Here is a 19,583-nt window from a genome sequence, read left to right on the forward strand (position 1 = left end):
ACTCACTACCGGAGTTATTCTTATAACTATTTAATACGCAGCAACCGATTAACTACAACTTATTTTTCTACCAGGGACCTCACGTGAAACGACAACCATTGCTGGCCCTGGGCCTCACTCTACTGGCCGCCTCGTCGCAAGCGTTCGCCGGCGCCACGCTGGATCGCATCGAACAGAAAAAAGAACTGGTCGGCGTGTTGATGGAAAGCTATCCGCCCTTCTCGTTCCTCAACGATCAGAACCAGCTCGACGGTTTTGACGTCGACGTGGCCAAGGCCGTGGCGCAGAAACTGGGCGTGAAGCTGCGCCTGGAAACCCCTTCCTGGGACGTGATCGCGGCCGGGCACTGGAGCGGGCGCTATGACATCTGCATCTGCTCCATGACCCCGAGCAAGGCCCGCGCCGAAGTCTTCGATTTCCCGGTGCAGTATTACGCCTCCCCAGCCGTCATCGTCGTCAACGCCAAGGACGACCGTATCCACGGCGCCAAGGACTTGAGCGGCAAGAAAGTCGGCCTCACCAGCGCCTCCAGCTATGAAAGTTACCTGAACAAGAACCTGGTGATCGAAGGCGCCGAAGACACCCGGCTGAGCTACCCCTTCGAGAACGTCCAGATTGCCCCGTACGACACCGACAACGTGGCGTTCCAAGACCTGGGCCTCGGCGCCGGGGTGCGCCTGGACGCGGTGTTGACCAACCTGGTGACCGCACAGCCGCGCCTGACCGAAGACAAGCGCTTCAAACTGGCGGGCGAGTCGCTCTACTCCGAACCGAACTCGGTGGCCATCGAAAAAGGCGACGCCCAGTGGGACAGCAAGGTGCGAGAAGTCTTCGCCCAGTTGAAACAGGACGGCACCTTGAGCAAACTCTCGCAGAAATGGATCGGCGCCGACATTACCCAATGACTTCTTTTCCACCCCCTCAGCCACCGCCACCGGTGGCTGAGTCACGCCTGCAGAAAATCTTCGGTTTTCGCACCCGGTTGTACCTGACCTGGGCGGCGATGCTGGTGCTGTTCGCGAGTTTCTTCCTGAGCTTCGACCTGAAGTTCTCCATCATCCTCGACAAACTGCCGAACCTGCTGGGCGTGCACCTGGCGCCCAACGGCTTTTTGCAGGGCGCGGTGCTGACGCTGTTCCTGTGCCTGTGCTCGATCGTCGCGTCGTCACTGCTGGGCTTCATCACCGCCCTGGCGCGGCTGTCCAGCAGCGCGGTGGCGTTCGGCATCGCCAGTTTCTACGCATCGTTCTTTCGCGGCACGCCGCTGCTGATCCAGATCCTGCTGATCTACCTGGGCCTGCCCCAACTGGGCGTGGTCCCGGGCGCCATCGCCGCCGGGATCATCGCGCTGTCGCTGAACTACGGCGCTTACCTGAGCGAAATCTTCCGCGCCGGCATCCTCGGCGTCCCCCACGGCCAACGCGAAGCCTCCCTCGCCCTGGGCCTGAGCGAAACCGTGATCTTCTGGCGCGTCACCCTGCCCCAGGCCATGCGCACCATCATCCCGCCAACCACCAACCAGTTCATCTCGATGCTCAAGGATTCCTCGCTAATCTCGGTGATGGGGGTCTGGGAAGTGATGTTCCTGGCGCAATCCTATGGTCGTTCCAGCTATCGCTACATCGAAATGCTTACCACGGCGGCGATCATTTACTGGTTGATGTCCATTGCGCTGGAACTGATCCAGGCGCGGATGGAGCGGCATTATGGGAAGGCGTATCTGAATAACCGCTGAGCCGTTGCCAGCGTTGCCGACATGACTCACCCACATGGGTGACAAATCAGTTCACGCACATAGGTAACAGTTTTTAACTGGCAAGCTCACTCCCAATGGGCTTACGGGCGCTCATACGACGCAAAAACATGTGGGAGCGAGCTTGCTCGCGATGACGTCGGCACAGCCAACATCACCGCAAACTGCCCCACCGCTTTCGCGAGCAAGCTCGCTCCCACAGGAGAAACGCGATCCCCATCAAGAACCAGGTCGGCTATCAGGCCGCCTCGCAATGGACGTTGATCTCGGCGCCCCATTAACCACGCTGGCTGAACGAAGGTGTTGCGCAGTGGGCAACCCGGCATGGATGCCGGGTTAGCCGCGCTGGGCCATGGATGGCCCTTCGCGGCGGCCCACGGAGCAATGCCTTCGTTCAGGCATGCCGAGCCTAGGCGAGGCACCGAGTGGTGGGGCAAAAGCGTTTTGCTTACTTTTGCGCTTTTCAAAAGTGAGCCGCCGTCAGGGCGGAACCCTAAGTGGCCGTTACCGCAGAAACGGATATACACACCACCCGCAAAAATCCCACCCCGCTCAATGGTCAAGCGGAAATATCTGCCCGACGTGTAGCGAATCGCTAGGCATAGGAGCTACTGCCGTTCGCGGAGTAGATGCCGGACAAAATTGAAAGGTCCGTACGCGCTGTAGGGCAAAGCCTAGAACCGTGAAAGTCGACATGACGACACGCTGATCGCAGCACAAGCAGCCTACAAATTCCATCTGCCGAATCTTGCCCTCGGAGAGAAGAAGGCTGGCATCGTCGCCCTGGGTAAGATTTTTAAAGTTCGACCTCACTCACGGGAGGTCGCATTCGATGTCTATCCAACACTTTTACCCACCCCAACGCCTAGCCCTGGCAATTGCTTTGGTGCTTGGCTGCGCCGACATTTCGCTGGCTGAACAACCGGCCGATATCTCCACAACCGCCGAGCAGCAAGAGCGCCTCAAGGCGTTCGCCGAAGCTGCGGATACCAAGAGGCATAATGTGGACGCTCCCCGTAAAGGCAACGTGAAATGGACCGGCAAAAACGACCTGGTCATCGTCAGCCAAAACGGGAAATTCCCCGGCTCCGTTGATGGCGGCGGTGGAACCAACATTCTGCAATTGGACGCAGCCAATCATCCGACGTTGGCGCAAACCCGCAATTTCCAGGCTTTGCACGTCACAAAAGGCGAATGGGAACACACCGGGAATTTCGCTGGCTGGGGAGTGATCGAGCCGGAGACCACGTTGACCAACACCGGCCATATCAACGGACAAATCGGTGTGCTCGGTATGTTCGATAACAAGGGCGTTGTCGCCAATAACGTGATCGTCGAGCAAGGCGCAAGCATGAGCAACTCAGGTGCCGTAAATGGGGCAGCCCATGTACTTGAGAAGGCCAGCTTCAGCGGCAACGGATCTGTAGGGTTCCTGAGCGTGGCGGGCCAGCTGAAGGTCGGTCCTGAAGTCGGTGCACCCTCGATCAGCGGAGACCTTGAACTATTGAAAGGCGCTGAATTGATCTACGGCATCGATGCTGCGGGCGCCAGCGCCACGGTCAATGTCGCAGGCACGGCTAGGCTGAATGATGCGACCCTGAGAATCGACGCTGTACAGGTTGAGGACATGGGCACAAGCGAGCACACGGTGATCCGAGCGGGGGCCATTGAGGGTGAGTTCGGCACGGTCATTAGCAATCTCACCTTCATGACGGCGACCCCGCACTACAGCGGGACGGAGGTTGGCCTGACCTATGCGCGCAACGACATCCCGCTCGAGGCCGCAGCGAAGTCCGATAACGCACGGGAATTTGTCGCCAGTATCCAAGAGCCGCAACCAGTCGAATCTATAGAGTCAAAACCTATCGAGACCGCAGAAAAAAACACCAGTCCATTGAAAACCGCAACAGCCGTCGCAAAACCCAACGCCGCCATCAGTGCCCTGCTCGGCACCAACATGGCCACCGCCACCAACGCCATCGACCGGTTGGCCGGCTATGACACCGCCGATCTGGGCAATGCCACCTTGAGCAGCATCGCGCCAATCGGCACCGGAATGCTCTCGGCCATGGACCAGAGAAATTCAGAAAGCGTGCATACCGACGGCCAAGTCTGGGTCCAGGCCATCGGCAACAGCGGCAGCATTGGAAAACAACTGGGCAACGATGCCCTGAAACACTCGACAGAGGGTTTGCTGCTGGGAACTGACTGGGCCGTCAGCCCAGATTGGCGTTTGGGGGTAATCGGCAGCAAGACGCGAACCCGGCTGGACGGTCATCACTTCGACGGAGGGCTCGACAGTTGGCATTTGGGCGCTTATGCCTTGCGTCAGGACGGGCCGCTGGCCCTGCGTCTTGGCGCCATTTACGGCGAACATGACGGCAGCACCAAGCGCCACGTAGCTTTCAACGGCTTCCGGGATCGCCCCAAGGGTCGTTACGATGCCAGCACGCAGCAGGTCTTTGGGCAAGTCGGCTACAACCTGAACCTCGGTCATTTCAATGTCGAGCCCTATGTCCACTTGGGCTACCAACGCTATCAACGCGATCGCTATGCAGAGAAAGGTGGTGACGCGGCGCTGCGGTTCAATAGCCAGGCTCAGGACCATTACAGCAGCAACCTGGGCCTGCGCCTCGCCCGGTCCTTCGCTCTTGACCAAGGCGTGCGACTGACTCCCCGCTTGAATCTTGGCTGGAAACACCTATACGGCGACGTCAGGGGCAGTTCCCGTCAACGCCTGGCCAGCGGAGGCACTACGTACACCATCGAAGGAATCGAACTGGACCGTGACAGCCTGTTTCTGAAGGCGGGGTTGGACCTGGCCGTTTCGCCCCGGCATACCCTGGGGGTCAGTTACAACGGTGAAACCGGCCAAGACAACCGCAACAGTGCGTTGATGGGTCAATGGCGAATGATGTTCTGAGCTTCTTGCAGGCAAAAAAAAGGGGAGCACATGCCCCCCCGAGGTTAAAACGGTGTATCGAGGCTGTTAACTCAGCCTTCGATCTCGATCAGGATCTCGCCCGGATTGACCCGGTCGCCCTTGGCCACATGAATCGCGGTGACCTTGCCGGCGATGGCCGCCTGCACTTCGGTTTCCATTTTCATGGCTTCGGTGATCAGTACGGCTTGACCGGCCTTCACCACATCGCCCTCCTTGACCAGCACATCGACGATGTTGCCCGGCATGGTGGTGCTGACGTGGCCCGGCGCAGTGGCTTGCTTACGCTTGCTGCTGCCACCGCTGACAAACTCATTGAGCGGTTCGAACACGACCTCTTCGGGCATGCCGTCGATGGACAGGTAGAAGTGACGCTTGCCTTCAGCCTTGACGCCCACCCCAGTGATGTCGACGCGGTAGGTTTCGCCGTGAACGTCGATGACGAACTCGGTCGGCACCCCTTCGCCGCCCGCCGAGCTCACGCTGCCGGCCTCTGGAATCGGCAACAGCACTTCCGGGGTCAGGGTGCCGGCTTCGCGCTCTTCGAGGAACTTGCGACCGATGTCCGGGAACATGGCGTAGGTCAGCACGTCCTCTTCGGATTTGGCCAGCGCACCGATTTCGCCGCGCAGCTTGGTCATTTCCGGCTTGAGCAGGTCGGCTGGACGCACATCGATCACGTCCTCGCTGCCGATAGCCTGGCGACGCAGCTTCTCATTTACCGAACCCGGCGCCTTGCCGTAACCGCCTTGCAGATAAAGCTTCACTTCGTTGGTGATGGTCTTGTAGCGCTCACCGGCCAATACGTTGAAAAACGCCTGGGTACCGACGATCTGCGAGGTCGGGGTCACCAACGGCGGGAAGCCGAGGTCCTCGCGCACCCGCGGGATTTCCGCCAGCACTTCGTTCATCCGGTTCAGCGCGCCCTGCTCTTTCAACTGGTTGGCCAGGTTGGAGATCATCCCGCCCGGTACCTGGTTGACTTGGACTCGGGTATCCACCGCCGTGAACTCGCTTTCGAACTGGTGATACTTCTTGCGCACCGCATAGAAGTACAGGCCGATTTCCTGGAGCAATTCCAGACTCAAGCCGGTGTCGAACTCACTGCCCTTGAGGGCGGCGACCATCGATTCGGTGCCAGGATGGCTGGTGCCCCAGGCGAAGCTGGAGATCGCGGTGTCGATGTGATCGGCGCCGTTTTCGATAGCCTTGAGCTGGCACATCGCAGCCAGGCCAGCGGTGTCGTGGGAGTGGATAAAAACTGGCAGCGACTGCTCGCTCTTCAGCGCCTTGACCAGCTCGCCAGTGGCATACGGCGTCAGCAGACCGGCCATGTCCTTGATCGCCACCGAGTCGCAACCCATGGCTTCCATCTGTTTGGCCTGGGCCACGAACGCCTCGATGGTGTGCACCGGGCTCGTGGTGTAGGCGATAGTGCCTTGGGCGTGCTTGCCGGCAGCCTTCACCGCTTCGATGGCGACTTTCAGGTTACGCACGTCGTTCATCGCATCGAAAATACGGAACACATCAATGCCGTTGACCGCGGCTTTTGCCACGAACGCCTTGACCACGTCATCGCTGTAGTGGCGATAGCCCAGCAGGTTCTGGCCGCGCAGCAGCATTTGCAGACGGGTGTTGGGCAGTGCCGCGCGCAGTTGGCGCAGGCGTTCCCACGGGTCTTCCTTCAGGAAGCGTACGCAGGCATCGAATGTTGCGCCGCCCCAGACTTCCAGCGACCAATAGCCGACTTTGTCGAGCTTGTCGCAGATCGGCAGCATGTCTTCGGTGCGCATGCGGGTGGCGAGCAGCGATTGGTGGGCGTCGCGCAGGATTGTGTCGGTAACAAAGATCTTCTTGGACATGGTCATACTTTCCTTACAGGCCTGCGTGGGCGGCAATGGCGGCGGCGATGGCCAGGGCCAGCTCTTCGGGTTTGCGCTTGATCGAGTAGTTGGTCAGTTCCGGATGGCTTTCCACGAAGCTGGTATTGAACTGGCCGCTACGGAATTCCGGGTTGCGCAGGATTTCCTGGTAATACGCGGCGGTGGTCTTGACCCCCTGCAGGCGCATGTCATCCAGGGCCCGCAGGCCACGGTCCATCGCCTCTTCCCAGGTCAATGCCCAGACCACCAGTTTCAGGCACATCGAATCGTAGAACGGCGGAATGGTGTAGCCGGTATAGATCGCCGTGTCGGTGCGCACACCAGGGCCGCCGGGGGCGTAGTAGCGCGTGATTTTGCCGAAGCTGGGCAGGAAATTATTTTTCGGATCCTCGGCGTTGATCCGGAACTGCAACGCAAACCCGCGGTGCAGAATGTCCTCCTGCTTGACCGACAGCGGCAGCCCGGAGGCGATGCGGATCTGCTCGCGAACGATGTCGATGCCGGTGATTTCTTCGGTAATGGTGTGTTCCACCTGCACCCGGGTGTTCATCTCCATGAAGTACACCTCGCCCTCGGCGAGCAGGAACTCCACGGTGCCGGCATTCTCGTAGCCCACGGCCTTGGCGGCGCGCACCGACAGGTCGCCGATGTAGGCGCGCTGCTCAGGCGTCAATTGCGGGCTCGGGGCGATCTCGATCAGCTTCTGGTTGCGGCGCTGGATCGAGCAGTCGCGCTCGAACAGGTGCACCACGTTGCCGAAACTGTCACCGAGGATCTGCGCTTCGATGTGCTTGGGATTGACGATGCATTTTTCCAGGAACACTTCCGCCGAACCGAACGCCTTGGTGGCTTCGGAGATGACCCGGGGGAAGGCCTGTTCGAGTTCTTCACGGCTGTTGCAGCGACGGATACCACGACCACCGCCACCGGACGTGGCCTTGAGCATCACCGGATAACCGATCCGATCACCCTCGGTCAGGGCTTCTTCGATGCCCGACACATTGCCTTCGGTGCCCGGTGTGACCGGCACACCGGCCTTGATCATGCTGCGGCGCGCTTCGGTCTTGTCGCCCATGCGGCGAATGACTTCCGCCGAGGGGCCAATGAATTTGATACCGCGTTCGGCGCAGATGTCCGCCAGCTCGGCGTTTTCCGAAAGAAAGCCGTAGCCGGGATGCAACGCATCGCAACCGGTCTCCACGGCCAGGTTCACCAACTTGCGCGGGTTGAGGTAGCCGGCCAGCGGATCGGCGCCGATGCTGTGGGCCTCGTCCGCACGCTTGACATGCAACGCATGGCGGTCCGCGTCGGAGTAGACCGCGACCGAGCGAATGCCCATCTCGGCGCAGGCGCGCACGATTCGAACGGCAATTTCACCACGGTTGGCGATCAGGATCTTTGTTATCAATTGGAGGTTCCCTTGAGCCGGTGATACCACGGCCTGGGGTCCAGGCCGACGCGTGACCAGATGTAACAATCGGTCGCAGCTCCACACTAGTCCTGGCTGTTGATTAACAAAAATGAATAATTATTGGGTCATGCATAAGCAAAGACTTATAGTTGAGCTATCCGTCTCGGCCCTGAGTACTTAGAAAATGCGTAAGTCATTGATGCGTATGACATTGCGTCAATTGCAGATTTTCAACGAGGTGTGCGACCTGAGGTCCTACAGCCGTGCTGCCGACGAAATGTCTCTCACACAACCGGCCGTTAGCCTACAGATTCGATCCCTTGAAGAACTGATCGGCCAGCCGTTGTTTGAATATGTAGGCAAAAAACTCTACATGACCGAGGCCGCCGAAGCGCTGCAACGCGCCAGCCGGGACATCTTCGGACGCCTGGAAAACCTCGATATGCAGCTCTCGGACATGCAGGGCTCGCTGCAAGGGCAATTGAAGCTGGCGGTGGAATCCAGCGCCAAGTACTTCGTCCCACACCTGTTCGCCGCGTTCAAGCGCCAACACCCGGAGGTCAACCTCAACCTCACGGTGGTCAATCGCGGGCAAGTCATTCGACGACTCTCCGACAACCGTGATGACCTGGTGATCATGTCCATGGTGCCCCAGGACATGGGGCTGGAATTCCTACCGTTTCTCAACAATCCGATCGTAGCGGTGGCGCCGCCGGATCATCCGCTGTGCCACATGGGCCCGCTGCGCCTGCAGGACCTGGAGCCGTATACGCTGCTGCTGCGTGAGCCAGGCTCAGGCACGCGACTGGCTTGCGAGGAATACTTCAAGGAGAAACGGGTGCATTTCACCCAGACGCTTGAAGTGGCGTCGGCGGAGGCCCAGCGCGAATGCGTGGTGGCCGGGCTGGGCGTGGCGCTGTTGACGCGCCACGCCGTGAGCCGGGAGCTGTCGTCCGGCGCACTCATCGAGTTGCCGGTTGAGGAACTGCCGCTGTACCGCAGTTGGTGCCTGGTACAGGCCAGGGCGAAGCGACTGTCACCCGTGGCCCACGCCTTCCTGGCGTTCGTTCGCGGCGAGCGCGCTCAGATCATTGGCCTGGTTGAACGTTTCGACGGGAAGCCGCCGGTGCCTGCCAGTAATTGAACTCTACTGCGTCAGGAAATTCGCTGATCTCAGCCAGGAGCTGGCGCTGCTCACAGCGGTCTTCGATGGCACGACGGAATGCCATGCGGCGTTGGTCTTCCTGCTGACGACGGGTTTTCACGGCGCTGCGTTCTTCGTAGGACTGGGTCATGTCGAGTCTCCCAAGACGTATACGGGAGCTTTACGATGAAGGCGCGGGATGACGGTTTGGCGGCGCAAACGTTACAGAACGATGAATTCGGGCAAATGCAGTTTTGTGGCGAGGGGATTTATCCCCGTTCGGTTGCGCAGCAACCGCAAAAAACGGGGCCGCTGCGCGCCCCAGCGGGGATAAATCCCCTCGCCACAAAAGCGTCCTCGACAAAGAATCGGAGAGACCCGATTAGTCATCCAGCGCTTTCACCGACTTGGGCGACAGCCGCAAGCTGCGCAGGCTGCGCTTCACGCTCTTGAGATGGTTGACCAGGCTCGGGCCGCGCGCCATGGCGACGCCCATCGCCAACACGTCGATCACCACCAGATGGGCAATGCGCGAGGTCAGCGGCGTATAGATTTCGGTGTCTTCGTGCACGTCAATCGCCAGGTTCACCGTCGAAAGCTCGGCCAATGGCGTCTGGCTTGGGCACAGGGTAATCAGCGAGGCACCGCTTTCGCGCACCAGGTTCGCGGTGATCAACAGGTCTTTGGAACGCCCTGACTGGGAGATACAGATCGCCACATCAGAGGGTTTCAACGTAACCGCCGACATCGCCTGCATGTGCGGGTCGGAATAGGCCGCCGCCGTGAGCAGCAAGCGGAAAAACTTGTGCTGGGCATCGGCCGCCACTGCGCCCGATGCACCAAAGCCATAGAACTCGACACGCTGGGCCTGGGACATGGCCGTGACGGCTTTTTGCAACGCCACCGGGTCGAGCTTCTCGCGAACCTCCATCAGGGTGTGCAGGGTCGTGTCGAAGATTTTCAGGCTGTAGTCGGCGACCGAATCGTCTTCATGGATCGCAAACTGGCCGAAGCTCGCACCGGCGGCCAGGCTTTGCGCCAATTTGAGTTTCAGGTCCTGGAACCCCGAGCAACCGATGGCCCGGCAGAAACGCACGATGGTCGGCTCGCTGATGCCGACACTGTGGGCAAGATCAGCCATGGAACTGTGCATCACGGCCGCAGGATCAAGCAGCACGTGATCGGCGACTTTCAGCTCCGATTTGCGCAGCAGGTGGCGTGATTGGGCGATGTGTTGCAACAGGTTCAAGGGGCTGGACTCTTGTTATTGGCAGGTGCCGGGATGTAGCAAGCTTGTAGTTATACTACAAGAATTGGCTTTTTGCCTGCTCCAATACGTAACCGAATGAGCTTTCCACCCCTTGTTTTCCCGGAGAGCGCGCCATGTAGCGAGTCAGGATTACGCATTAATACCTCATAATCTTCCCGTCGGAGCGACACCACGCGTGCCACTTCGGCGGGGCGTTTCACTCCTGGCGTTGTTCCCGCAGCAGTTGAGCCAGGCCCTCGGCTTCCACCGGTCGGCTGATGAGGTAGCCCTGGACCTCGTCGCATCGCTCGGCCTCCAGGAACTCAAGCTGCTCCCGCCGCTCCACACCTTCCGCCACGACCTTGAGCGATAACCCATGAGCCATGGCAATGATCGCCCGGGTAATTGCCGCATCCTCGCCCCCCTCCTCCAACCCGCGAATGAACGCCTGGTCGATCTTCACGTAGTCCACTGGGATACGCTTGAGGTAACTCAGGGATGAATAACCGGTGCCAAAATCGTCGATCGCCAACTTGACCCCAAGGTCGCGCAATTGCTGGAACGTGGCGATGATGTGTTCAACGCTGTCGAGCAACTGGCTCTCGGTCAGCTCCAATTCCAGGTATTGAGGCTCCAGCCCGGTTTCCTCCAACACTTGCCGCACGAGGCTGACCAGCTTGCCCTGACGCAACTGATGCACTGACAGGTTGACCGACACCCGGATCGGCGCGAGCCCCTGGCGCTGCCATTCGCACGCCTGCCAGCAGGCTTGGCGCAACACGAACTCGCCAATCGGCCCGATCAGCCCGGTCTCCTCGGCCAGGCCAATGAAATCCACCGGCGGAACCCGGCCCATGACCGGATGATCCCAGCGCACCAACGCCTCGGCGGCGTTCAGGCGTCCGGTCGCCAGGCACAACTTGGGTTGATAGAAGACCTTCAATTGATGCTCTTCAAGGGCCTTGCGCAGCTGATTCTCCAGCTGCAGGCGCTCCAGCGTGCTGGCCTGGAGGCTGTCCGTGTAGAACTGGAAGTTGTTGCCGCCCAGGTGCTTGGCATGTTGCATGGCCATGTTCGCCTGGCTGATCAGCGTGGAAATCTCGCGCGCGTTGTCAGGCAACATACTGATGCCGATGGAGGCACTGACCACCAGCTCATGGCCTCCGATGGTCAGCGGCACGCGCAGCTTGGCGGACAATCGGGTCGCGACCCGCGCCAGGCTGGATAGATTGCCATAGGCATCGAACAGCACCGCGAACTCATCGCCGGACAATCGGGCGATGGTGTCAGCCTCGGGCAGCGCATTGACCAGGCGCCGCGCCATTTTCTGCAACAGCTGGTCGGCAATATCGTGGCCGAGGCTGTCGTTGAGCAATTTGAAGCGATCCAGGTTGATATGCAGCAACGCCAGGCTGCGCCGTCCGCCCTGACGCACCCGCTGGTGTGCCTCGTTCAGGCGCTCACGGAACAGCGAGCGATTCGCCAATCCGGTCAGTTCGTCGTAATGGGTGAGGTAGCGCATCCGCTCTTCGGATTCACGCCGCGCCGACAGATCGGCGAAGAAGCCCACTATATGACTGACATTTCCCCGGGTATCGCGCACCGCGTTCAGTTGCAGCCACTGCGGATACAGTTCGCCATTGGCCCGCGCCTCCACCAGCTCGCCCTGCCAGGAGCCATGCTGCTTGAGGGCTTGGCGAATGACGGGGTAATGCCGGCGAGCATCGCGACTGCAAGGCAGGTCGACCACGTTGTGCCCGAGCATGTCCTCGATGTTGAAGCCGGTGACCCGCGTGAACGCCTGGTTAGCGGCAAGCAGCACGAAACCTGGATCGAAAATCACGATGCCTTCACTGGCGGCCTCGAACACCGTGGCAGCCAGTTGTTGCTGTTGCTTGAGCTCCTTACTGGCGCTGATGTTTCGTCGGGTGCCGACCATGCGCAGCACCCGCCCGCTCGCGCTGCGCTCCACGGCCCGACCGCGGTCCTCGATCCAGACCCAATGACCATCGCCGTGGCGCACGCGGTATTCGATCTGGTAATCCTCGCTGCGGCCCTTGAGGTGTTCAACGAGGGCGCGCTTGAGGGCCGGCAGGTCTTGAGGATGGAGGCGCGGGGTGAGATGGCTGAGCATCGCCGTGACGTACTCGGGCTCCAGGCCAAACAGCTCCTTGAGCTGAGTGTGATGAACTTCGTCGGTCTGCAGGTTCCAGTCCCACAACCCCAGCTCACTGGCCTTGAGGGCCAGGGCCAAGCGCGTCTCACTCTTGCCCAGGGCCTGGCTGGCCACCTCCAGCTCGAGGCTGCGCTGCGCGACCCGCGCTTCAAGACCCACCTGGGCTAACCGCAATTTGTCCTCGGCGCAGCGACGTTGCTCGACTTCCCGGGCCAGCGCATCGTTGAGCTGTGCGCTGCGGGTTTGCGCCTGCTGTAAATGCTCGATCAATGCCTGGTTCTGAAACCGTCGCAACAGGCCATTTTGTATCAATCGGTTGACCTGCCAGGCCACCACGCTCAGCGAGACCAGCACAACCAGCCCGAGCCAGCCCCACCCGCGCTGCTGCTCATCACCGCCCCAGAAGAGATAGCCGATGGCCGGTAACAGACACGGCAAGGTAAAGGACAGGAACGCCGGAAGGCTCACGGCATAAGCCACGCTGGCCGACAGCGTGGCCGCACCAATCAGGCCGAAGACCCAGGCCTGTTGCTGGAAGCTGTCAGCCGGGACCAGGGCGATACCAGCCCCAGCCAGCGTAAGACCGGTCATCGCCGAGCCCAGCAAAAACATCCGCAACCAGACCGGGTGCGCCTGACGGCTTGGCATCGCCGAATCGAAGGCGGCCACCTGAATCACCCGTAACGCGACCAATGACAGCAACCAGACCAGCCAGACACTGACCAGAAAGTAGTGCGCCGGCCCCCATAGCAGAGCGGCGCAGACCAGACCGTTGACCAGCATGAACAGCGTGGGCAGCAGTGAACCCTGGTAAAGCAGACGCGTGCGTTCGACCGCCATTTCCATGGCGTACTGCTTGCGAATGACCCGCGGCTCCACACAGGGGCCCGCCAGATCGGAATTGAGGGTCATAGGCACTGTTTTTGTTCTTATTCAGTGAAGCATGGAGAACCTGAAACGTGCACCGAGCATACACAAGCCAAACGCCATCCCACACTGCCCCAGCTCATAAAAGTGCTGAAAAAGTCGCTATTTTATTGGGCGTAACGGCCCTCAAGCGAGCCCCGCCAGTGCCTGTAGCCCATGACCAACCGGTCATCATCGACCGGTCTTTTATCGGCAAAGGCAAAGCTCGGTTTGCCCGGGGTGACGCCGCACCCTAGAATGCCCCGATGCGCGATGATCTCTCCCTTCTGCTGAACTCCCTCAACGATGCCCAACGCCAGGCCGTAGCCGCCTCCGTGGGCCGTCAGTTGGTCCTGGCCGGTGCCGGCTCCGGTAAAACCCGAGTGCTGGTGCACCGTATCGCCTGGTTGATCCAGGTCGAAAACGCCTCGCCTCATTCGATCCTGTCGGTGACTTTCACCAACAAGGCCGCTGCCGAGATGCGTCATCGCATCGAGCAGTTGATGGGCATCAACCCGGCCGGCATGTGGGTCGGTACGTTCCACGGCCTGGCGCATCGCCTGCTGCGGGCGCACTGGCAGGAAGCCGGCCTGAGCCAGACCTTCCAGATCCTGGACAGCGATGACCAGCAGCGGCTGGTCAAGCGGGTGATCCGCGAGCTGGGCCTGGACGAGCAGCGCTGGCCGGCCCGTCAGGCCCAGTGGTTCATCAACGGCCAGAAAGACGAAGGCCTGCGCCCACAACACATCCAGGCCAGCGGCGACCTGTTCCTGGCGACCATGCGCAGCATCTACGAAGCCTACGAGGCGGCGTGCCAACGTGCCGGGGTCATCGATTTTTCCGAACTGCTGCTGCGAGCATTGGACCTGTGGCGCGATCACCCAGGCCTGCTGGCTCATTATCAAAAGCGCTTCCGGCATGTCTTGGTGGACGAGTTCCAGGACACCAACGCCGTGCAATACGCCTGGTTGCGCCTATTGGCCAAAGGCGGCGACAGCCTGATGGTCGTGGGCGATGACGACCAGTCGATCTACGGCTGGCGCGGCGCCAAGATCGAGAACATCCACCAGTACTCGGCGGATTTTCCTGACGCCGAAGTCATCCGCCTGGAACAGAACTACCGCTCTACCGCCGGCATCCTCAAGGCCGCCAACGCCCTGATCGCCAACAATACCGGGCGTCTGGGCAAGGAACTGTGGACTGATGGCGGCGAAGGCGAAGCGATCAATCTCTACGCGGCCTTCAACGAACACGATGAAGCCCGCTACGTGGTGGAAACCATCGAGAGCGCGCTGAAAACCGGTCTGGCCCGCAGCGACATCGCCATTCTGTATCGCTCCAACGCCCAGTCGCGGGTGCTGGAAGAAGCCTTGTTGCGCGAACGGATCCCGTACCGCATCTATGGCGGCCAGCGCTTTTTCGAGCGCGCCGAAATCAAGAACGCCATGGCCTATCTCCGCCTGCTCGAAGGGCGCGGCAACGACGCCGCCCTGGAGCGGGTGATCAACGTACCGACGCGGGGCATCGGCGAGAAGACCGTCGAAGCGATTCGCGATCATGCACGCCACAGCCATGTGTCGATGTGGGAAGCCATGCGTCAACTGGTGGCCAATAAAGGCGTGACCGGACGCGCCGCGGGTGCCCTGAAGGCCTTCATGGACCTGATCGAAGACCTGGCCGCCAAGTGTGGGGAGATGCCGCTGCACTTGATGACCCAGACGGTCATCGAGCAGTCCGGCCTGATCGCCTATCACGAAGCGGAAAAAGGCGAGAAAGGCCAGGCACGGGTAGAAAACCTTGAGGAACTGGTCAGCGCCGCACGCAACTTCGAGACCACCGAAGAAGACGCCGACCTGACGCCGCTGTCGGCGTTCCTCGGTCACGCGTCCCTGGAGGCCGGCGACACCCAGGCCGACGAGCATGAAGACAGCATCCAACTGATGACCTTGCACAGCGCCAAGGGCCTGGAATTCCCCTACGTGTTCCTCGTAGGCATGGAAGAAGGCCTGTTCCCCCACAAGATGAGCCTGGAAGAGCCGGGACGCCTGGAAGAGGAACGCCGCCTGGCCTACGTCGGCATCACTCGCGCCATGCAGAACCTGGTGCTGACTTACGCCGAAACCCGACGCTTGTATGGCAGCGAGACCTACAACAAGGTGTCGCGCTTCGTACGCGAAGTGCCAAAGGGTCTTATCCAGGAAGTCCGGCTGTCCAACAGCGTCAGCCGTCCGTTCGGCGGTGGCCAGCAGCAAAGCACCAGCAGCCTGTTCGGCGGCAGCGATATCCCGGAAACCGGCTTCAGCCTCGGCCAGACCGTTCGGCATTCGGTATTCGGTGACGGCGTAATCCTCAACTTCGAAGGCGCCGGCGCCCAAGCCCGGGTGCAGGTGAACTTCAGCGAAGGCAGCAAGTGGCTGATGCTTGGGTATGCCAAGCTCGAGGCGATCTAGAGATTTGTGTAGGCCCTGTGGGAGCGAGCTTGCTCGCGATAGCGGTCGATCAGTCATTATTGATGCTGACTGACACACCGCTATCGCGAGCAAGCTCGCTCCCACAGTTGTTCTAGGGACTCCAAGGAATTTCCGATAGAACTTGTTCCCCTTTCCTACAGCCCAAAGCGAACAAGCCCTCTTGCATAGCTGAAGCTGAACCTCAGCTGTCACGCAAAAGCCCGAAACACTCTGTCGCTAGCCAGCAACAGTTCAGCTGTGCAACATGGCGCGCGTGCTATCCACAAATGGGAATGCCTTTATATGAAACGTTTTCTTAGCGTCGCCATGGCGTTGTGCATCGGCCTGACAATGGCCATCGACGCCAATGCCGCCAAGCGCTTTGGCGGTGGTAAAAGCTCGGGGGCAGCCCCGACTCACCAGACCAGCCAGATGGCGCCGTCCTCTGCCGCCGGTTCTACCGCTGCCACCGCAGGTGCGGCCGGTGCCGCTGGCGCAGCCACCAAGGCCAGCGGTGCTTCGCGCTGGCTCGGCCCCCTGGCCGGCATCGCCGCCGGTGGCCTGCTCGCCTCCATGTTCATGGGCGACGGCTTCCAGGGCATGCAGATCTTCGACATCCTGATCATGGCGGTCATCGCCTTCCTGGTCTTCCGCTTCATTGCCGCCCGTCGCCGCAAGCAGCAAGAGCAGCTCGCTCCGGCTGGCCATGCGCCGATGCAACGTGAAGTGTTCAACCAGCAGCCTGCCAGTGGTTCCATCTTCGGTGGTTCGGCGGCGCCTGTGGCCGCTCGTCCGGTCATCAACGCGCCGGCCTGGTTCAACGAACAACGCTTCATCGAAGCCGCGCGCAGCCACTTCATGTCCTTGCAGCAGCATTGGGACGCGAACGAAATGGACAAGATCGCCGAATTCGTGACCCCGCAATTGCTGGAGTTCCTCAAGCGCGAGCGCAGCGAACTGGGTGATGGCTTCCAGTCCACCTACATCGACAATCTGCAGGTGCAACTGGACGGTGTCGACGATCGCGCCGACAAGACCATCGCCACCCTGACCTTCAGCGGCTTGTCGAAGGACTCTCGCTTCGACAAGGGCGAAGCGTTCAGCGAAAGCTGGAACATGGAACGTGCCCAGGGCGATGACCAGCCTTGGCTGGTGGCCGGTATCCGCCAGAACGGTTGAACCTTTTCGCATTTCGCATGTTGAAATAAAAGAACCCCGGCTCTGGCCGGGGTTTTCTATTTCGCGGTTGCATCTATGGCGAGCTACTGTATAAACCGCTCCATACAAACCGCGCCATCGAGAAAGAGGATCCCCGGACGTGGAAGAAATCATCGAACAATTGCGTGAAGCCAACGAGCCCGTACCGGTCCCGCTGGAGTTGCCCGACGAAGACTTGCTGGTAGAGATCGAAGAGCAGTTGTTCATCGATATCCCATTCGTCTTCCGGGAGTTTTTGCTGACCGTCAGCGATGTGGTCTACGGCAGCCTGGAACCGGTGACCGTCACCGATCCACAATCCCACACCTACCTGCCGGACGTGGCCGCCAATGCCTGGGATGCCGGTGTCGACCGCAGCCTGATCCCGATCTGCCAGGACGGCGACGATTATTATTGCGTCGAAGAAGATGGCACCGTCGTGCTGTGGCAGGCCGAAGAAGAACTGATCGCCGAGGAGACCTGGGAATCGGTTTGGCACTGGGCCCGGGACGTCTGGCTGGAAAGCTGATCCGCCGGGCGCCCGCCGCCGTTCAATGCCCGGACGAGTCCTTGTGATTGTCCAGGGTGTCGAGCAAGGCCACCTGCATCCGCGTATGCAGGCGGACGAACCAGCGCCAGAGCAGTGCCGCCACGGCAGTCGCCACCACGGCGATCAATACCAGCAACTTGTTGGTCGGCAGGATGCTGGCCGACAAGGCGGCCAATAGCAGGAAGATCACCAGCAGCGAGAGCAGCGGGATCACCTCGGCGATCACCCGGCGCACGCGCTGGGTGTGGCGGCCCGCCATCTCCGGCTTCACGCCCATCTCCGCCAGCAACATCGACAGCGCCTTGAGTTTGCGGTACGCGGCAATCAAAAACGGTAGCGACAGCAACAAAGCCCCGCCCCAGATCAATGCTTTCTGCCAGCTCGGATCACTGATCCACGCTTGCAGATAGGCCGACATCCGTTCGGCAAAATAGCCACCCGAGACAAAAATCGCGATGACCAGGGCCAGGTTGATCCCGACCTGCAACAAAATCCGTCTGATGATCGAGGCTACCACCGCCCCCTCACCTTGGGGCTGGATGCTGCGCAGCCACTCGCCATACATCCCCAGCACCCGCGTCAGCCGTTGCGGCATGACCGTTGCCAACTTGACGGACAACGGATCGGCAGCCCGGATCAGGTACGGCGTCATCAGTGTGGTCAACACCGAGACGGCCACCGCTACCGGATAGAGGAAGTCGCTGGTCACCTGCAAGGTCATCCCCAGCGAGGCGATGATGAAGGAAAACTCGCCGATCTGTGAAAGCCCCATCCCAACGCGCAGTGAGGTGCGTCCGTCGTTGCCCGCGATAAAGGCACCGAGGCCGCAGGACAGCATCTTGCCGAGCACCACGGCGCCAGTGATCACGGCAATCGGCCAGGCGTATTGCAGCAATATGGCCGGATCGAGCATCAGCCCGATGGCGACAAAGAAAATCGCGCTGAACAGATCACGCACCGGCTCCACCAGCCGCTCGATTTTCAGCAGTTGCCGGGATTCGGCCATGATCGCACCGATCAGGAACGCTCCCAGCACCATGCTGTATTCCAGCTTCACCACCAGCAGGCAGAAACCGAAACACAGGCCTAGCACAGTAATCAGCAGCATTTCATTGCTGTCGAACTTCGCCACGTAGGCCAGCACCCTCGGCACCAACAGGATGCCGATGACCAACGCGACGATCATGAACAGCGACAGCTTGCCGACGGTGGAAAACACCTCGCCGGAACTCACTGTGCCGCTGACGGCAATGCTCGACAACAAGGCGATGATGCCGATACCCAGGATGTCCTCGACGATCAACACCCCGAAAATCAGCTGCGCGAAGCGCTCGTTCTTCATCTTCAGGTCGTTGAGGGCCTTGACGATGATGGTGGTCGAGGAGATCGCCAGGATGGCGCCGAGGAACAGCGAGTCCATGGTGCTCCAGTCGAACCAGCGACCAATTTCGTAGCCGATCCAGATCATCAGCACGATTTCGAGGAACGCTGCGATAAACGCTGTGGCCCCGACCTGGAACAACTTGCGCAGGCTGAATTCCAGGCCCAGGCAAAACATCAGGAAAATCACCCCGAGTTCGGCCAATGTCTTGATCGTGTCTTCATCGTGAATGAAGCCGAACGGTGGTGTATGCGGGCCGATGATGAAGCCGGCCACGATGTAGCCCAGTACCACCGGTTGTTTGAAGCGATGAAAGAGTACGGTCACCAGCCCCGCAGCCATCATGATGATCGCCAAGTCTTGGATGAAGCTGATGGCATGCATGTCGGGGCTCCCTGTTCAAAAAGTGACTCATCCCAGAGCCAGATAAGTCCGTTTCCCTTGTAGGAATTGCCCTCGCAACGGGCTTTTGAAGGGTAACACCGCGACTTCCGACAAAAAGACGGTGCAATATATGGAAACAGATCCATCGGCGCGTGACG

13 protein-coding genes are annotated in these 19,583 nt (G+C 60.3%); 7 read left to right on the plus strand and 6 right to left on the minus strand.

The window, feature by feature from the left end:
- The first annotated feature begins 83 nt into the window (after positions 1–83).
- The 3 genes from LOY70_RS29640 (at position 84) to LOY70_RS29650 (ending at position 4,676) form a co-directional block, all read left to right on the plus strand.
- Positions 84–905: an ABC transporter substrate-binding protein gene (locus LOY70_RS29640; RefSeq protein ID WP_123414089.1), complete on the plus strand. Its 822-nt coding sequence runs from the start codon at positions 84–86 to the stop codon at positions 903–905.
- Positions 902–1,735: an amino acid ABC transporter permease gene (locus LOY70_RS29645; protein WP_265032178.1), complete on the plus strand. Its 834-nt coding sequence runs from the start codon at positions 902–904 to the stop codon at positions 1,733–1,735. The genes LOY70_RS29640 and LOY70_RS29645 overlap by 4 nt, the downstream gene beginning before the upstream one ends.
- Before the next feature lie 850 nt (positions 1,736–2,585).
- A complete protein-coding gene (locus LOY70_RS29650) occupies positions 2,586–4,676 on the plus strand; it encodes an autotransporter domain-containing protein (RefSeq protein ID WP_265038234.1) in 2,091 nt (696 codons plus the stop codon).
- Positions 4,677–4,747: 71 nt separating this feature from the next.
- On the opposite strand, the gene oadA is transcribed toward LOY70_RS29650, so the two are convergent.
- Entirely contained in the window at positions 4,748–6,556 is a 1,809-nt protein-coding gene (gene oadA, locus LOY70_RS29655; RefSeq protein WP_265032180.1) for a sodium-extruding oxaloacetate decarboxylase subunit alpha, read from the minus strand.
- A gap of 13 nt (positions 6,557–6,569) precedes the next feature.
- A complete protein-coding gene (locus tag LOY70_RS29660; protein ID WP_025216234.1) occupies positions 6,570–7,985 on the minus strand; it encodes an acetyl-CoA carboxylase biotin carboxylase subunit in 1,416 nt (471 codons plus the stop codon).
- 187 nt (positions 7,986–8,172) lie between these two features.
- Between LOY70_RS29660 and LOY70_RS29665 the strand changes: the two genes are divergently transcribed.
- The gene (locus LOY70_RS29665; RefSeq protein WP_123344512.1) at positions 8,173–9,132 is read left to right on the plus strand and encodes a LysR family transcriptional regulator; all 960 of its coding nucleotides are present in this window, start codon (positions 8,173–8,175) and stop codon (positions 9,130–9,132) included.
- On the opposite strand, the gene LOY70_RS29670 is transcribed toward LOY70_RS29665, so the two are convergent.
- The 3 genes from LOY70_RS29670 to LOY70_RS29680 form a co-directional block, all read right to left on the minus strand.
- Positions 9,077–9,283: a PA3496 family putative envelope integrity protein gene (locus LOY70_RS29670; RefSeq protein WP_123344513.1), complete on the minus strand. Its 207-nt coding sequence runs from the start codon at positions 9,281–9,283 to the stop codon at positions 9,077–9,079. The two genes, LOY70_RS29665 and LOY70_RS29670, sit on opposite strands and share 56 nt — an antisense overlap.
- A gap of 231 nt (positions 9,284–9,514) precedes the next feature.
- A complete protein-coding gene (hexR, locus tag LOY70_RS29675; protein ID WP_025216236.1) occupies positions 9,515–10,381 on the minus strand; it encodes a transcriptional regulator HexR in 867 nt (288 codons plus the stop codon).
- Positions 10,382–10,598: 217 nt separating this feature from the next.
- On the minus strand, positions 10,599–13,469 hold the full coding sequence (locus tag LOY70_RS29680; RefSeq protein ID WP_265032184.1) for a putative bifunctional diguanylate cyclase/phosphodiesterase: 2,871 nt from the start codon (positions 13,467–13,469) through the stop codon (positions 10,599–10,601).
- Positions 13,470–13,729: 260 nt separating this feature from the next.
- Here LOY70_RS29680 and uvrD point away from each other — a divergent pair, with 260 nt between their 5' ends.
- The 3 genes from uvrD to LOY70_RS29695 all read left to right on the plus strand — a co-directional run bounded on the left by uvrD (position 13,730) and on the right by LOY70_RS29695 (position 17,639).
- On the plus strand, positions 13,730–15,913 hold the full coding sequence (gene uvrD / locus LOY70_RS29685) for a DNA helicase II (RefSeq protein ID WP_123344515.1): 2,184 nt from the start codon (positions 13,730–13,732) through the stop codon (positions 15,911–15,913).
- A gap of 303 nt (positions 15,914–16,216) precedes the next feature.
- Positions 16,217–17,092, plus strand: a complete 876-nt coding sequence (locus LOY70_RS29690) for a Tim44 domain-containing protein (RefSeq protein ID WP_025216239.1) — start codon at positions 16,217–16,219, stop codon at positions 17,090–17,092.
- 139 nt (positions 17,093–17,231) lie between these two features.
- Positions 17,232–17,639, plus strand: a complete 408-nt coding sequence (locus LOY70_RS29695; RefSeq protein ID WP_003187120.1) for an SMI1/KNR4 family protein — start codon at positions 17,232–17,234, stop codon at positions 17,637–17,639.
- A 22-nt stretch (positions 17,640–17,661) separates the two neighbouring features.
- On the opposite strand, the gene LOY70_RS29700 is transcribed toward LOY70_RS29695, so the two are convergent.
- Positions 17,662–19,425 carry a cation:proton antiporter gene (locus tag LOY70_RS29700; protein ID WP_265032192.1) on the minus strand — a complete coding sequence of 588 codons (1,764 nt, stop codon included), beginning with the start codon at positions 19,423–19,425 and terminating at the stop codon, positions 17,662–17,664.
- Positions 19,426–19,583: the final 158 nt, after the last annotated feature.

Source organism: Pseudomonas sp. B21-054 (genome assembly GCF_026016345.1).
In the GTDB taxonomy this organism is placed as follows: domain Bacteria; phylum Pseudomonadota; class Gammaproteobacteria; order Pseudomonadales; family Pseudomonadaceae; genus Aquipseudomonas.

What these genes read in the sequence shown, in the direction of transcription:
- uvrD (WP_123344515.1), top strand. Translation starts at nt 13,730, where the DNA reads ATGCGCGATGATCTCTCCCTTCTGCTGAACTCCCTCAACGATGCCCAA.
- LOY70_RS29670 (WP_123344513.1), bottom strand. Translation starts at nt 9,283, where the DNA reads ATGACCCAGTCCTACGAAGAACGCAGCGCCGTGAAAACCCGTCGTCAG.
- LOY70_RS29690 (WP_025216239.1), top strand. Translation starts at nt 16,217, where the DNA reads ATGAAACGTTTTCTTAGCGTCGCCATGGCGTTGTGCATCGGCCTGACA.
- LOY70_RS29645 (WP_265032178.1), top strand. Translation starts at nt 902, where the DNA reads ATGACTTCTTTTCCACCCCCTCAGCCACCGCCACCGGTGGCTGAGTCA.
- LOY70_RS29665 (WP_123344512.1), top strand. Translation starts at nt 8,173, where the DNA reads ATGCGTAAGTCATTGATGCGTATGACATTGCGTCAATTGCAGATTTTC.
- LOY70_RS29700 (WP_265032192.1), bottom strand. Translation starts at nt 19,425, where the DNA reads ATGCATGCCATCAGCTTCATCCAAGACTTGGCGATCATCATGATGGCT.
- LOY70_RS29680 (WP_265032184.1), bottom strand. Translation starts at nt 13,469, where the DNA reads ATGACCCTCAATTCCGATCTGGCGGGCCCCTGTGTGGAGCCGCGGGTC.
- oadA (WP_265032180.1), bottom strand. Translation starts at nt 6,556, where the DNA reads ATGTCCAAGAAGATCTTTGTTACCGACACAATCCTGCGCGACGCCCAC.
- LOY70_RS29650 (WP_265038234.1), top strand. Translation starts at nt 2,586, where the DNA reads ATGTCTATCCAACACTTTTACCCACCCCAACGCCTAGCCCTGGCAATT.